The 14,689-nt window shown below is 61.7% G+C and carries 14 protein-coding genes; 5 read left to right on the plus strand and 9 right to left on the minus strand.

Annotated elements, in window-relative coordinates; all coding sequences use genetic code 11:
- Position 1: 1 nt before the first annotated feature.
- From paaG to paaA, 7 genes are read right to left on the minus strand one after another with little or no spacing between them, the layout of a single operon-like run.
- Positions 2-793: a 2-(1,2-epoxy-1,2-dihydrophenyl)acetyl-CoA isomerase PaaG gene (gene paaG / locus HNR62_RS00110; protein WP_204794066.1), complete on the minus strand. Its 792-nt coding sequence runs from the start codon at positions 791-793 to the stop codon at positions 2-4.
- Positions 793-1,569, minus strand: coding sequence for an enoyl-CoA hydratase-related protein (locus HNR62_RS00115; protein WP_204794067.1), 777 nt, complete (start codon positions 1,567-1,569; stop codon positions 793-795). The genes paaG and HNR62_RS00115 overlap by 1 nt, the downstream gene beginning before the upstream one ends.
- A 9-nt stretch (positions 1,570-1,578) precedes the next feature.
- Entirely contained in the window at positions 1,579-2,640 is a 1,062-nt protein-coding gene (gene paaE / locus HNR62_RS00120) for a 1,2-phenylacetyl-CoA epoxidase subunit PaaE (protein ID WP_204794068.1), read from the minus strand.
- A 25-nt stretch (positions 2,641-2,665) separates the two neighbouring features.
- Positions 2,666-3,160 (minus strand): 1,2-phenylacetyl-CoA epoxidase subunit PaaD, encoded by a 495-nt coding sequence (gene paaD, locus HNR62_RS00125; protein ID WP_204794069.1) that lies wholly within the window; start codon positions 3,158-3,160, stop codon positions 2,666-2,668.
- An 11-nt stretch (positions 3,161-3,171) separates the two neighbouring features.
- Entirely contained in the window at positions 3,172-3,936 is a 765-nt protein-coding gene (gene paaC / locus HNR62_RS00130; RefSeq protein ID WP_204794070.1) for a 1,2-phenylacetyl-CoA epoxidase subunit PaaC, read from the minus strand.
- 8 nt (positions 3,937-3,944) lie between these two features.
- Positions 3,945-4,232, minus strand: coding sequence for a 1,2-phenylacetyl-CoA epoxidase subunit PaaB (gene paaB / locus HNR62_RS00135; RefSeq protein ID WP_204794071.1), 288 nt, complete (start codon positions 4,230-4,232; stop codon positions 3,945-3,947).
- An 11-nt stretch (positions 4,233-4,243) separates the two neighbouring features.
- Entirely contained in the window at positions 4,244-5,221 is a 978-nt protein-coding gene (gene paaA, locus HNR62_RS00140; RefSeq protein ID WP_204794072.1) for a 1,2-phenylacetyl-CoA epoxidase subunit PaaA, read from the minus strand.
- A 252-nt stretch (positions 5,222-5,473) separates the two neighbouring features.
- On the opposite strand from paaA, the gene paaZ reads away from it, so the two are divergent.
- A complete protein-coding gene (gene paaZ, locus HNR62_RS00145; RefSeq protein ID WP_204794073.1) occupies positions 5,474-7,513 on the plus strand; it encodes a phenylacetic acid degradation bifunctional protein PaaZ in 2,040 nt (679 codons plus the stop codon).
- A gap of 90 nt (positions 7,514-7,603) precedes the next feature.
- On the opposite strand, the gene HNR62_RS00150 is transcribed toward paaZ, so the two are convergent.
- Positions 7,604-8,158, minus strand: a complete 555-nt coding sequence (locus HNR62_RS00150; RefSeq protein WP_204794074.1) for an NAD(P)H nitroreductase — start codon at positions 8,156-8,158, stop codon at positions 7,604-7,606.
- Positions 8,159-8,574: 416 nt separating this feature from the next.
- Here HNR62_RS00150 and sppA point away from each other — a divergent pair, with 416 nt between their 5' ends.
- Both sppA and ansA read left to right on the plus strand, forming a co-directional pair.
- The gene (gene sppA, locus HNR62_RS00155) at positions 8,575-10,410 is read left to right on the plus strand and encodes a signal peptide peptidase SppA (RefSeq protein WP_204794075.1); all 1,836 of its coding nucleotides are present in this window, start codon (positions 8,575-8,577) and stop codon (positions 10,408-10,410) included.
- Positions 10,410-11,423 (plus strand): asparaginase, encoded by a 1,014-nt coding sequence (ansA, locus tag HNR62_RS00160; RefSeq protein WP_204794076.1) that lies wholly within the window; start codon positions 10,410-10,412, stop codon positions 11,421-11,423. Before sppA ends, ansA begins: the two co-directional genes overlap by 1 nt.
- Before the next feature lie 89 nt (positions 11,424-11,512).
- Here ansA and HNR62_RS00165 read toward each other — a convergent pair whose 3' ends face one another.
- Positions 11,513-11,998, minus strand: coding sequence for a prolyl-tRNA synthetase associated domain-containing protein (locus tag HNR62_RS00165; RefSeq protein WP_204794077.1), 486 nt, complete (start codon positions 11,996-11,998; stop codon positions 11,513-11,515).
- Between the two features lie 368 nt (positions 11,999-12,366).
- Between HNR62_RS00165 and HNR62_RS00170 the strand changes: the two genes are divergently transcribed.
- Both HNR62_RS00170 and HNR62_RS00175 read left to right on the plus strand, forming a co-directional pair.
- Positions 12,367-13,362, plus strand: coding sequence for an LLM class flavin-dependent oxidoreductase (locus tag HNR62_RS00170; protein WP_204794078.1), 996 nt, complete (start codon positions 12,367-12,369; stop codon positions 13,360-13,362).
- A gap of 223 nt (positions 13,363-13,585) precedes the next feature.
- Complete coding sequence (locus HNR62_RS00175; protein WP_204794079.1) at positions 13,586-14,674, plus strand: 3-deoxy-7-phosphoheptulonate synthase; 1,089 nt, start codon at positions 13,586-13,588, stop codon at positions 14,672-14,674.
- Positions 14,675-14,689 lie beyond the last annotated feature (15 nt).

Raw genomic sequence — 14,689 nt, forward strand, 5'->3', positions numbered from 1 at the left:
GTTAACGGCCCTTGTATTCGGGGGTGCGCTTGTTGAGGAAGGCATCCACCCCTTCCCGGTAGTCTTCACTGCGGCCGGCCAGGCGCTGCAGGTCCCGCTCCAGCTCCAGTTGTTGGTTCAGGCTGTTGTCGGCGGCACTGTTGATGGCCTGCTTGATCAACCCCAGGCCATAGGTGGGCTGACGGGACAGCTGCAGGGCCTGCTGCATGGCCTCGCTTTGCAGCTGCTCATCTTCCACCACCTGCCAGATCATGCCCATGTCCCGGGCCTGATCGGCGCTGACCTTGTCGCCGCGCAGGGTCAGCGCCATGGCGCGGGCCCGGCCCACCAGACGCGGCAGCAACCAGGTGCCACCGGAGTCGGGTACCAGCCCCAGGCGGCAGAAGGCCTGAATAAAGGAAGCACTGCGAGCGGCGATGACAATGTCGCAGGCCAGGGCGATATTGGCACCGGCACCGGCGGCCACGCCGTTGACCGCACAGACAACCGGTTTGGGCATATTGGTGAGACGCTTGATCAGCGGATTGTAGTAACGGTCGATGGACTGACCCAGATCCGGCGCGGCATCGCCGCTGTTGACGGCCCGATCGCCCAGATCCTGGCCGGCGCAGAAGCCACGGCCGTTGCCGGTCAGCAAAATGGCGCGCACCTCCGGATCCTGTTCCCAGTCCTTGAGCACGGCGGCCACTTCCTGGTGCATGGCCTCGTTAAAGCTGTTGAGCTGGGCCGGGCGGTTCAGTACCAGCACGCCGACGGCGCCTTCCCGATGGCATTCGATATGTTGATATTCCATTATTTCCCCCGATACTGCGGTGCACGTTTTTCGAGGAAGGCATTGATGCCTTCGTTTCTGTCTTCGGTGCCGGCCAGCCAGACAAAGGCCTGACGTTCCTGGCGCAGTCCCTGACTCAGGCTGGTTTCCTGGCAGGCCTTGATGGCGCCCTTGGCGGCCTGTACCGCCAGCGGCGCCTGGCCGGCAATCTGCCGGGCCAGCTGGTGCGCATATTCGTCGGTCAGTGCCGGCACACACAACTGGCTGACCAGCCCCAGCTCGTAAGCGCGCTCGGCGCTGATCGGCTCACCGGTGAGCACCATCTTCATGGCGGTCTGCTGGCCAAGCTGGCGGCTCAGTCGCTGGGTGCCGCCGGCACCGGGCATGATGCCCAGCTTGATTTCCGGCAGACCGAAAAGCGCACCCTCGCCCGCCACCACCAGGTCGCAGTGCAGCACCAGCTCCAGGCCGGCGCCCAGGGCATAGCCGTTGACGGCGGCAATCAGCGGCTTGTTGAAGTCATCGATACGCTTCCACAGCGAGGGGCGCACGTCCTGCTGCAGGCCGACCGCGTCCAGGTGGCGCATTTCTTCCAGATCGGCACCGGCGGCGAAGCAACGGAGGTTGCCACCGACAACCACGGCTCTCACCTCGGGGTTGGCGGCGGCGCCTGCCAGCACCTCGCCAATCTCGGCCAGGGTCTGGTTGCGCAGCGCATTGCGTCGCTCGGGCCGGTTAAGGCTGATGGTCAATACCCCGGCATCTACCGGGCCGACGAGAATATCCTGACAGTTCATCGTTTTTCCTTAGTCGTCGAAGCTGATGCGTACCACACCGTTTCTGGGGCGGGCCTGGCAACTCAGTACATAACCCGCATCCAGCTCGTCCTGCTCCAGGCTGTAGTTGAGCGCCATCTCGACCTCGCCTTCCACCACCTTGCATTTGCAGGTGGCACAGACGCCGCCCTTGCAGGCATAAGGCAGGTCGGCACCGGCATTGAGCGCCGCATCCAGAATGCTGTCGTCTTCCGCCCGCACCTCTATCTGCATTTCCCGGCCGTCGAGGATGATGCTGACTTCCCCCTGGCTGCGGCCGGCGCGCTCCTCCGCGCTGAGCGGACGGGCCGGGCCCGTGTTGAAGCGCTCGGTATGCACCCGCTCCCGGGCCAGGCCGTGTTCCGGCAACACCAGTTCGACCGCGTTCATCATCTCTTCCGGGCCACAGGCGAAGCAGTGATCGACCTCGGCGGACAAGAGCTTGTGCTCGAGCAGGGCGCGGATCTTGGCTTCGTCCAGACGGCCGTTGAGGATGTCGCTCTCGCCCTGCTCACGGCTGAAGATACAGACAAACTGGAAGCGGGTCGGATAGGCGTCTTTCAGATCCGCCAGCTCGTCGGCAAACATGGTCTGGCCCCAGCTGCGGTTGCCGTACACCAGGGTGAAGCTGGCATCCGGCTGGCTGGCCAGCAGGGTCTTGACGATGGACAGCAGCGGGGTAATGCCGCTGCCGGCGGCAAAGCCCAGATAACGGGCGCCACCCAGTTTTTCGGCCTGCTGGAAGAACACTCCCTGGGGCGGCATCACCTCCAGCACATCACCCGGCTTGAGGTGGTCGTTGACCCAGTTGGAGAAACGACCGTCGTGAATGCGCTTGACCGCTATGGTCAGGTCTTCGTGGCCTTCCCGGCTGCAGATGGAGTAGCAGCGGCGCAGCTCTTCACCCTCATGCTGGTGTTTGAGGGTCAGGTGCTGACCGGGCTTGAACCGGAACCGGCCCTGATTGTCACCGTCCAGCTCGAAGGCAATAGCGATGGCGTCGCGGGTCTGCGCTTGTACGGATTTAACCCGCAACGAATAAAATTGATTCATGACTCTGCTCCCTGTGCGTCGAGGGTTAAATGCACTTGAAATAATCGAACGGCTCGAGACAGTCCCGACACTGGTACTGTGCCTTGCAGGCGGTCGAGCCGAATTCGCTGATCAGTCGGGTATGGCCGCTGTCGCATTGCGGACAGGGCACCCCGTCGGAGGGGATCAGGTGCGACCCGCAGGCCGGCCCCTGGGGCGGCGCTATGCCGTATTCCCGGAGCTTGCGCTTGCCGTCGGCGCTCATCCAGTCGGTGGTCCAGGCCTCGGACAAGTCAAGCTGCACCCGGGCCGGGCCCAGTCCGGCACCGTCCAGCGCGGCGAGAATATCCGCTTCCAGCATGTCGGTGGCCGGACAGCCGCTGTAGGTCGGCGTCAGACGAATACTCAGCTTGCCGTCTTCGCCGATATCCACGCCCCGGATCATGCCCAGATCGGTGACCGACAAGGCCGGTATCTCGGGATCGGACACGGTTTTCAGCACTTCCCAGCAACGGGGAAGTCGGTGATCGGAAATCTGCACCTGAAACCTCCTTACCAGCTCATGTCGGGATAGCTGCGCTGCACGCTCTGCATTTCCGCCAGCAGGTAGCCCAGGTGCTCGGTGTGCAGGCCCTGTTTGCCGCCCTGACGATAGGCCGCCTGCTCGGGCAGGGTCAGTTCTGCCTGTTTGGCCTGCTCGGCGACCCGGCTGGCCCACTGGGGCGCCAGCTCGGCCAGGCTGGGGATAAGGCCGGCCGCGGCCAGGGTGTCTTCCACCTCGTCGGTGACGAACAGCTCGCCGGTAAAGCGCCACAGTTCGTCGATCGCCGCCTGGGTGCGTCGGGCACTTTCTTCGGTGCCCAGCCCCAGCCGCTGAACCCAGCCGCTGGAGAAGCGCAGGTGATAGTTCACCTCTTTCAGGGACTTGACCCCGAAGGCCGCCAGTTGCGGGTGGCCGGACTGGCTCAGGCCGGTGAACAGCAGCTGATGGTAGTGGTCCATGAACCACTGACGAACCAGGGTCTGAGCGAAGTCGCCGTTGGGCTGCTCGCACAGCAACAGGTTCTTGAACTCCCGCTCGCCGCGATAATAAGCCAGCCGGTCTTCATCACGGCCCTGGCCTTCCACCTCACCGGCCAGGGTCAGCACGGTGCGTGCCTGACCCAGGATGTCCAGGCCGATGTTGGCCAGGGCAATATCCAGCTCCAGCTCGGGCGCATGACCACACCATTCCGACAGGCGGTGGGACAATACCAACTGGCTGTCGCCCAGACGCAGCAGGTAGTTAAAGAGTGAATCTTGCAATGTCTTGTCCATACGGCCTCCTACATGTGGCCTATGCCATCGGGGATGGTGTAAAACGTCGGGTGGCGATACACCTTGTCGTCGGCGGGCTCGAAGAAGGCATCCTTGTCGTCCGGCTGACTGGCGGTGATCAGTTCCGACTTGATCACCCAGATGCTGATGCCTTCACGGCGACGGGTGTAGGCATCGCGGGCATTTTCCAGCGCCATGGTTTCGTCGGCGGCGCGCAGGCTGCCCACATGACGATGATGCAGACCCTGCTTGCTGCGAATAAATACTTCGAATAACGGCCATTGATTGGTTTTCATCTTCTCTCTCCTTAAGCGGCTTGCTGACGGCGGGCGGCATAGGCACTGGCGGCTTCTCGCACCCAGCGGCCTTCTTCCCAGGCCTTGCGACGGGCGGCGATTCGCTCGTGGTTGCACGGCCCCTGGCCGGCGACCACCGCATAGAATTCATCCCAGTTGATCTCGCCGAATTCGTAGTGTCCGGTTTGCTCGTTCCATTTCAGATCCGGGTCCGGCACGGTCAGGCCGAGGGCTTCCACCTGGGGAACCGTGCTGTCGACAAACTTCTGCCGCAGCTCGTCGTTGCTGAAACGCTTGATCTTCCAGGCCGTGCTCTGGGCCGAGTTGGGCGAGTTATCGTCACTGGGGCCGAACATGGTCAGCACCGGCCACCAGAAGCGGTTGACCGCATCCTGGGCCATCTGCTTCTGCGCTTCGGTGCCGTTGGCCAGCGCCATCATGGCTTCGAAGCCCTGGCGCTGATGGAAGCTCTCTTCCTTGCACACCCGCACCATGGCGCGGGCATAGGGACCATAGGAAGCGCGGCACAGCGCCACCTGGTTGACGATGGCGGCGCCGTCGACCAACCAGCCGATGGCGGGCACATCCGCCCAGCTGAGGGTGGGATAGTTGAAGATGGAGGAATACTTCATCTTGCCGTCAATCAGCTTTTCCACCATGTCATCCCGGTCGGCGCCCAGGGTTTCGGCGGCGCTGTAGAGATAGAGCGCATGGCCCGCTTCATCCTGCACCTTGGCCAGCAATACCGCCTTGCGGCGCAGGCTCGGTGCCCGGGTAATCCAGTTGCCTTCCGGCAGCATACCGACCACTTCGGAGTGGGCATGCTGACCGATCTGACGGATCAGGGTCTTGCGGTATGCCTCGGGCATCCAGTCTCTCGGCTCTATGCTGATATCCGCCGCGATAGTCTGATCAAACCTCGCCTGTCGTTCCGTGTTTGGTTCTGTGTTTAGTTGTGTGTTTTCCACCACTCCGCCTCCCATACCCATTGATGCAACATTTTCAAAACATGATTCAAACTTAATATGACACCATAATCTTTTCAAGATATTTTTTTGTGAATCATATCAATACCACCATTAAACCCATAAAAAACAGCAAGTTATCTAGATTAATAATTATATTTTACGCCAAGGCATCGCGAAACACGTTGACATTCAGGGTGAATGACAACAGATTATGTAACACCAGGTTGTTAAATAGATACGTTAACTGTGTCGCATCAAGAGGGAGAGGAACCCATGGAAAAGCTGCAAAGCTATATGTCAGGCGAATGGCAGGCGGGAGCCGGAGCAGGTCGCCCGGTCAGGCATGCCGTCACCGGCGAGTCTCTGTATGAAGTAACCAGCGAAGGCCTGGATATGGCCGCCATGCTGGATTTTGCGCGCCAGGGCGGTAAGACCCTGGCGGCCATGAGCTTTCACCAGCGGGCGCTGATGCTGAAAAATCTGGCCAGCCATCTGGCGTCGCAGAAGGAAGACTTCTATGCCTTGTCCACCGCCACCGGCGCCACCCGCAAGGACGGCTGGATCGATATCGAAGGCGGCTTCGCCACTCTCTTTACCTATTCCAGCCTGGTGCGCCGCGAACTGAGTGACGAGCGCATCCTGATCGAGGATGACTGGACGCCCCTGTCCCGCAAAGGCGGCTTCGGTGCCCGGCATATCCTCACCCCCAAGCCCGGCGTGGCGGTGCACATCAACGCCTTCAACTTCCCGGTCTGGGGCATGCTGGAAAAACTGGCTCCCACCCTGCTGGCAGGCATGCCGGCCATCATCAAGCCCGCCACCGACGGCGCCCAACTGGCCCAGGCTGTGGTCAAGTCGGCCGTCGAGTCCGGCATACTGCCTGCCGGTGCCCTGCAGATTATCTGTGGCGGGGTCAACAACCTGCTGGACCTGCTCGGCCCCCAGGACGTGGTCACCTTTACCGGCTCGGCCCAGACCGGCCAGACCCTGCGCGCCCATCCCAACTTCAACCGCCAGTCCATTCCCTTCACCATGGAAGCGGACTCGGTGAACAGCGCCATCCTCGCCGAGGGTGCCGGTGAAGACGCCATCAAGCTGTTTGTGCGGGAAGTGATGCGGGAAATGACCACCAAGGCCGGTCAGAAATGTACCGCCATCCGTCGTGCCTTCATGCCGCGCGACCTGCTACCCCGGGTAAAAGACGCCCTGTTGGCCCGCCTGGGCAAGGTGGTGCTGGGCGATCCGGCGAAGGAAGGCGTGACCATGGGGCCGCTGGCCAGCCAGCGCCAGCTGAAAGACGTATCGGAGCGGGTCGAGCAGCTGTCTGCCCAGGCAGAGATCCTGTGCGGTGGCCATCTTGCCCCCTTCGAGGTGCAGGCCGACGAGCCGGAGAAGGGCGCCTTCTATCCGCCGACCCTGCTGCTGTGTAACCAGCCGAAAGAGAGCCCGGCGGTCCATACGACCGAGGCGTTTGGCCCCGTCTGTACCCTGCTGCCCTACGACTCCGAGGACGAGCTGGTCGAGCTGGTGGCCCTGGGCGAAGGCAGCCTGGTGGCGTCGGTGGTGTTCGAGGCCGGCCAGGATGTGTCCGAGCTGGTTGGCCGTCTGGGCCCCTGGCATGGTCGCCTGCATCTGCTGGATCCGATCAGTGCCGAAGAAAGCACCGGCCACGGCTCTCCCCTGCCCCATCTGGTGCACGGCGGCCCCGGTCGCGCCGGTGGCGGTCAGGAGCTGGGCGGCCTGCGCGCGGTCAAGCACTATATGCAGCGCACCGCCATTCAGGCCTCACCTGGCGCCATGAGTCAGGTCACTCACAGCTGGAATACGGGGGCGCCTGTGATCACCGACCGGGTGCATCCGTTCCGCAAGTATTTCGACGAGCTGGCCATCGGCGAGCAACTGAAGACGGCCCGTCGCACCGTGACCGAGGCCGATCTGGTGAATTTCGGCTGCCTGAGCGGCGACCACTTCTATGCCCATATGGACAAGATTGCCGCCGCCGAATCCCTGTTCGGCGAGCGGGTGGCCCACGGTTACTTTGTGGTCTCCGCCGCCGCCGGCCTGTTTGTGGATGCGGCTCCGGGCCCGGTGATCGCCAACTACGGCATGGAAGGGCTGCGCTTTATCGAGCCGGTGAAGATTGGCGATACCATACAGGTGGAGTTCACCTGCAAGCAGAAAACCCGCAAACCACAGCGCAATCCGGAAGATCTGCCCCAGGGCGTGGTGGTGTGGGATATCAAGGTCAAGAACCAGCGCGATGAACTGGTGGCCAGCTATGACATCCTGACCCTGGTGCAAGCGAAAGACTGACGTCTGGGATAGGAATATAAAGAAGGAAACATAAAAAAGGGGTCGGCGTCATTGAATAAAATGACGCCGACCCCTTTTTGTTTTTTTACTTTATGAGCCGAAGTAGCGCACGAACTGCGCCGGATCCCGTTCGGGCAGTTTGCGCACTTCCACCTGAGCCGTACCCAGATACAGGAAACCGACGATCTGGTCCTGCTCGTCCAGGCCCAGTGCCTGATGCACATGGCGGTCGAAGGCAAACCAGCCGGTGCGCCAGATACCGTTATACCCCAGCGCCAGCGCCGCCATCTGCATCGCCATCAGGGCACAACCGGCGGAGATTTCCTGCTCCAGCGGCGGCACCTTGTCGTGCGGCTTCACCTTGGCCACCACGGTAATCACCAGGGGCGCACGCAGCGGCGCAAGCCGGGCTTTCTCGACCGTCTCGTAAGACGCGCCTTTGGCTTCGGTGGCGGCGGCCAGAATATCACCCAGTTTTTCCCGCTGCTCACCGCCGAACACGATAAATTCCCAGGGGGTCAGGGCCGCATGATCCGGCGCCCGCAGACCGGCCTTGAAAATGGTCTCCAGTTGCTCGCCCGCCGGTGCCGGCTCGATCAGCCGAGGGTTGGAGTGGCGATTGAGTAACAGTTCCAGTGCATCCATGATGTAAAACCTTCTGTAACAAGCTCGAATGTCGATGGGCGCTACCTTAGCAGTACGGGACGCAGGCATAAAGTCTTTGAGACCGTGAGGGGTGAGGGGTGATTTCAGGCACCGCGCTGGTTTGCTCCCTCCCCTTAACGCTGTTTCCCGCAGAATAACAGCGGGGTGCAACGCAAGGGGAGGGTTGGGGAGGGGTTGCTGCAAGACACCCCCTCCCCGCCTCCCCCTGGCGAATATCTGGCGTCATACCTGTACCCCGCTGCCAAGGGGGAGGTGCAATTCAGAGCCAGCCTGTAAACACGAGGTGTTTTTCTTCTCTCCTCACCCCCTCACAAACCGGTCGTCGATCGTGACATTGTGCCGCCGCTGCCGTCATAATGGATTGATTCGACAATTATTCCGATTAAGGCGTTGCTATGTGGTCTGCCATCAAGTGGTTGTTTCGTACTCTGGGCCGAGTGTTGAATGCCATTCGTCTCCTGATAACCAACCTGCTGTTTCTAACCCTACTGGTGTTCATGGTACTGATCTTCAGCGCCAAGGATGACACCCCGGCGTTGCCGGCCAGGGCCGCCCTGACCCTGACCCTCACCGGCCCCGTACTGGAGCAGGACGCCGCCGCCAGCCCCCGGCGTCTGGCCGAAAAATGGCTGTCCGGCGATACCACACCCCCGCCCATGACCCTGAGTCAGATCAAGGAAGCACTGGATCGTGCCCGCAACGACCAGCGCATCGGCGCCCTGGTGCTGCGGTTACAGAACATGACCGAGTCCAGCCTGACCAAGCTGGATGAAATCGGCGAAGCCATCGAGGGCTTCAAGACCTCCGGCAAGCCGGTGTATGCCCTCGGCGACTACTACACCCAGGGTCAGTATTATCTGGCGGCCCATGCCGACGAAGTGCTGCTGAACCCGGCCGGCGCCGTCACCATTCAGGGCCTGGGCGTCTATCGGCTGCACTACAAGTCGGCCTTCGAGCGCTTCAATATTACCCCTCATGTATTCCGGGTGGGCACCTACAAGTCGTTCGTCGAGCCCTATCTGCGCGACGACATGTCCGAAGAAAGCCGTGAAGATACCCTGCGCTGGCTCGGCCAGCTGTGGCAGCATTATCAGGACAATATCGTCAAACTTCGGGACATTCCCGCCGACCGCATCAATCCGAGCAAAGAGCAGCTGCTGAGCCGCTTTGGCGCCGTGAATGGCGACCCTGCTCGCTATGCCCTGGAGCAGGGTCTGGTCGACCGGCTTGCCAGCCGTAACGAGATGCTGCAGACCGTGGCCGAACAGGTGGGCTGGGACAGCCAGGCCAACCGCTACATGAGCGTGGAGATTCCCGCCTACCTCAGCCACAGCGGGCCGCGCAAGAATGCCGCCCCGGCGGTGGGACTGATCACCGCCAGCGGCGCCATCATGAGCGGTGACACCGGCCCAAACACCATCAATGACGAATACCTCGGCCGGCTGATCAATGAAGCCCGGCTCGACGCCGACATTCACGCCCTGGTGCTGCGTATCGACAGCCCCGGCGGCAGCGCCTTTGCCGCCGAGCAAATTCGCAGCAGCCTGCTGCGCTTCAAGGACAGCGGCAAGCCGCTGGTGGTGTCCATGGGCAGCATCGCCGCCTCCGGTGGTTACTGGATAGCCGCCGACGCCGACCGGATCTATGCCGCTCCCACCACCCTTACCGGCTCCATCGGCGTGTTCGGCCTTTTCCTCACCTTCGAAGAAGCCTTCGAGAAGCTGGGTCTGCACACCGACGGCGTCGGCACCACCGACTTTGTGGGGGCGGGCCTGACCACCGGTTTGCCGGAACACACCAAGCAACTGATCCAGATGGGCGTTGAACACACCTACGATCAGTTCGTCAGCCTGGTGGCCAAGGGCCGGAGCATGAACCCCGAGCAGGTGGAACGCGCCGCCCAGGGCCACGTCTGGACCGGACAGGACGCCAAGGAGCTGGGTCTGGTGGATGAGCTGGGCTACCTGGACGATGCCCTGGCCGGGGCCGCCGGTCTGGCCGAATTGCCCGAGTTCAGCGTCAAGCCGGTGAAACTGCCCAGCTCCGCCAAAGAGATACTGCTGGAACAGCTGTTGCTGGACTCGGGCGTGCTGAGCAACTGGGCCACCGCCGCCCTGCCGGCGGTATTGCGCCCGGCCGGTGAACAGCTCAAGAGCGAGCTGTCGGCCCTGAGCCAGTTCGACGATATTCGCGGCCAGTATGTGCTGTGTGTGGAATGCCGGGAGTTTTAATGCGCCAGAAAAAAATCTACATCGCCTACACCGGCGGTACCATCGGCATGCAGAAATCCGCCAAGGGCTATGTACCCCAGGCGGGCTTCATGACCGACTGCCTGGCCCATACGCCGGAATTTCATCGCGCCGAGATGCCGGCCTACCATATTCACGAATACGATCCCCTGATCGACTCGTCGGACATGACCCCCGCCGACTGGCAGCGCATTGCCGATGACATCAAGGCCAACTACCACGACTACGACGGCTTTGTGGTGCTGCACGGCACCGACACCATGGCGTTTACCGCCGCGGCGCTGTCGTTCATGCTGGAAGATCTGGACAAACCGGTGATCGTCACCGGCTCCCAGATCCCCCTGGCCGAGCTGCGCTCCGACGGCCGCCCCAACCTGCTCAACGCCCTCTATGTGGCCGCCTGTTATCCCATTCACGAGGTGGGCTTGTTCTTCAACAACCGCCTGTATCGGGGTAACCGCGCCAGCAAGGTGCATGCCGACGGCTTTCAGGCCTTCGACTCGCCCAACTTTCCGCCCCTGCTCAACGCCGGCATCCACATCAGCCTGGAGTCGGGCAAGCTTGGCACCGCCACCGGCAAACCGCTGATCGTCAGCCCCATCACGCCCCAGCCCATCGGCGTCGTCACGCTTTACCCGGGTATTTCCGCCGAAGTGATCGGCAATATACTGCAGCAACCGGTCAAGGCGCTGCTGCTGTTGTCCTACGGGGTGGGCAATGCGCCCCAGAACGAGGCCATGCTGGCCCTGCTGGCCGAGGCCTCGGCCCGGGGCGTGATTATCGTCAACCTGACCCAGTGCCTGCGCGGCACCGTCAACATGGACGGCTACGCCACCGGCCACGCCCTGGCCCAAGCCGGGGTGATCTCGGGTTACGACATGACCACGGAAGCGGCGCTGACCAAGCTGCACTATCTGCTGAGCAAAAACCTGCCACCGGAAGCAATACGCGAGCTGATGAAGCGAAATTTGCGCGGAGAACTGAGCCGGCCGTGAGGCGTGACAAAGCCACACCGATGGCTGGATTGAGCTGTAGGTGGTGAATGAGTGCAGCGAATTCCAACATCAGGCTGCCCGTTGAGCCATCAAGGCGCCGGTACAGGCAGCCAGAGCGGCGTATGGCCGGTGCGGGCCGTGAAGGCCTGCAGGTCGGCCTTGCTCAACAGCACGGTGGCGGTATTGCGCAACGGGTGGCAGTGAAAGTCGTCGCCGGTTTTCAGCTCCAGATCCAGCCACAGCTCTACTGCCTGCTCCCGGTCGTTGACCAGCGCCAGTACCGACACATGACCGGGCTCGACCCCCAGATAACGTTGCAACCGGTCGGCGGAGGCGAAGCCGAGCCGGGACCAGCCCACCTGACGCGACAACGCTTTAAGATCCACCTGTTTGTCGGCACGGGTCAGCAAGAGGGCATGACGACGGCCGTAATTGTCGCGCAGAAACAGGTTCTTGAGCCGGGTGCCGGGGCGCGCCACCAGCAACCGGTCGGCATCGTCACAGGTAAAAAGCGGCGGGTGCTCGATCAGCGGCGGACAAATTTGCCAGTTCGCCAGTCGTGTCATGATATCCATGTTTCTCTCCAACTTCGGTTATCTCCGACCTATGTTAAGTAATGCTGCATAACAGCTGTGGCTCTGTCGTCATTCCCGCGAAGGCGGGAATCCAGGACTTGTGGCGCAGAATTTTCAGACTGCGGTTCACCTGTAAAGACACTGGCCCCCCGCCTTCGCGAGGGTGACGACAAAGGCAAACCAATCCTTGCATCCACACCTGTTACGCAAGATTACTTATGTTATCTCCGACCTATTATTATCTCCGATCATATTATCGCCGACAGCGATTCTCTCCAACTTGGCATCGATGACCATAGACCCATGGCCATTGGCAGCGAAATATGCTGTTATCGGGTATTGTGTCAAATGCGAACCCGGTAATTACCATGACTTCACTCTCTTCCGTCAAACTCTCGATACTCGATCTGGTGCATATTCGCGCCGGCCACAATACGGCCGACGCCCTTGCCGACTCGGTGGCGGTGGCCCGCCATGCCGAACAGCTGGGATTCGAACGCTTCTGGCTGGCCGAGCACCATAACCTGGACGGCATCGCCAGCTCCGCCACCGCCGTGCTGGTGGGTCATATTGCCGGCCACACCTCGCGTATCCGGGTCGGCTCCGGCGGCATCATGCTGCCCAATCATCCGCCGCTGGTGGTGGCCGAGCAGTTTGGCACCCTGGCCACCCTGTATCCGGATCGCATCGATCTGGGGCTGGGTCGGGCGCCGGGTACCGATCAGGACACCATGCGCGCCCTGCGCCGACGGCCGGAAGACGGCGCCGACTTTCCCGAACAAGTGCAACAGCTACAGCAACTGCTGGGACCGGTTCGGCACGGTCAGAAGCTGATGGCGATTCCCGGTGCCGGCACCGAAGTGCCCATCTGGCTGCTGGGCTCCAGCCTGTTCAGCGCCCAGCTGGCGGCCCAGATGGGACTGCCCTATGCCTTTGCCTCGCACTTTGCACCCCGGATGATGCTGGAAGCCGCACAACTCTACCGGCAGCAGTTCCGTCCTTCGGCGGTGCTGAGCGAACCTTATCTGACGGTGGGTGTGCCGGCCATCGTCGCCGACACCGACGAAGAAGCCGCCTTTCTCGCCACCACACCGCAACAAAAGGTGCTGTCGCTGCTGCGAGGAGATACCCGCATGCTGCAGCCGCCGGTGACCGACATGGCCCGACTCTGGCTGCCTCATGAACAGAACGGGGTCGAGAGTTTTCTGGGCGCGGCGGTGGTCGGCTCACCCGAGCGGGTGGCCCACCAGCTGGAGGCGCTGCTGGCCCGGACCGGCGCCAACGAGCTGATGATAGTATCCGACATTTATGATCAGGGTGCCCGTCACCACAGCCTGTCACTGCTGGCCGGACTGATAACATAAACGGGATCTGCAAAACACGGTGGCGTAAACGTCATACTTGAGGGGTGTGGGGTGAGGTGTAAGGTAGAGGTATGAGGTACAAGAGACCAGGCTCACCAGCGGGCCTGGTCCGGAGCCATGTCCCGGCCCGGATTTCTCTCTTGTCGTGGTTTTCCCTGCCACGGCTTTCCGTTATGGTAAGGACATCGTGCTCCGGCACTCCGACTTTGCAGTAGAGTAATCCATGTCCTTAACTACCGATAAATTAAACACCGATAAATTAAACACCGATGAACTAAATACCGATGAGCTAAGAAGTCGCCGCCTGGCGGCTCTGATCACCCCGCACCAGCTGAATACCCAATTTCCCCTTACCGACACCATGGCCGAAACGGTGCTGACCGCCCGCGCCGAGATGGAAGCCATTCTGACCGGCGCCAGTAACAAGCTGCTGGTGATAGTCGGCCCCTGCTCCATTCACGACCCGGCTGCCGCCCTGGCCTACGCCGAACGACTGGCGCCGCTGCGCCAGCGCTATGCCGATAAATTGTGCATCGTGATGCGCACCTATTTCGAGAAGCCGCGCACCATAGTGGGCTGGAAGGGGCTGATCAACGATCCGCACCTGGACGGCAGCTTCGACGTGAACACAGGCCTGCAACTGGCTCGCAAGCTGTTGTGCGACATCAACGCCCTGGGGCTGCCCACCGCCACCGAGTTTCTGGATATGGTGACCGGGCAGTATATTGCCGACCTGATCAGCTGGGGTGCCATCGGCGCACGCACCACCGAATCTCAGGTGCACAGAGAAATGGCCTCGGCCCTGTCGTGCCCGGTCGGCTTCAAGAACGGCACCGACGGCAATATTCAGATAGCGCTGGACGCGGTGCGAGCGGCCAGTCACCCGCATATTTTCTGCTCGCCGGACAAAGACGGCCAGATGACCATCTACCAGACCAGCGGCAACCCTTACGGCCATCTGATCCTGCGCGGCGGCAAGGTGCCCAATTACGACGCCGACAGCGTGGCCGACGCCGTAAACGGGCTTGCGCAGGCAGGGCTGTCCCCCCGGCTGGTCGTGGATCTCAGCCATGGTAACAGCCTCAAGCAGCACCAACGCCAGCTGCTGGTGGCACAGGACATCTGCACGCAACTGCAAAACGGCAGCCGCCATATTGCCGGCGTGATGGCCGAGAGCTTTATCGAATCCGGCCGCCAGGAGGTAGTAGAAGGCAAGGCGGACGTATTCGGCCAGAGCATCACCGACGCCTGCCTGGGCTGGGGCGACACCGAACAACTGCTGGAGACGCTGTATCAGGCGGTGAGGGAATAGGGATTAGATTGAGCC

Source organism: Oceanisphaera litoralis (genome assembly GCF_016907015.1).
GTDB lineage: Bacteria > Pseudomonadota > Gammaproteobacteria > Enterobacterales > Aeromonadaceae > Oceanimonas > Oceanimonas litoralis.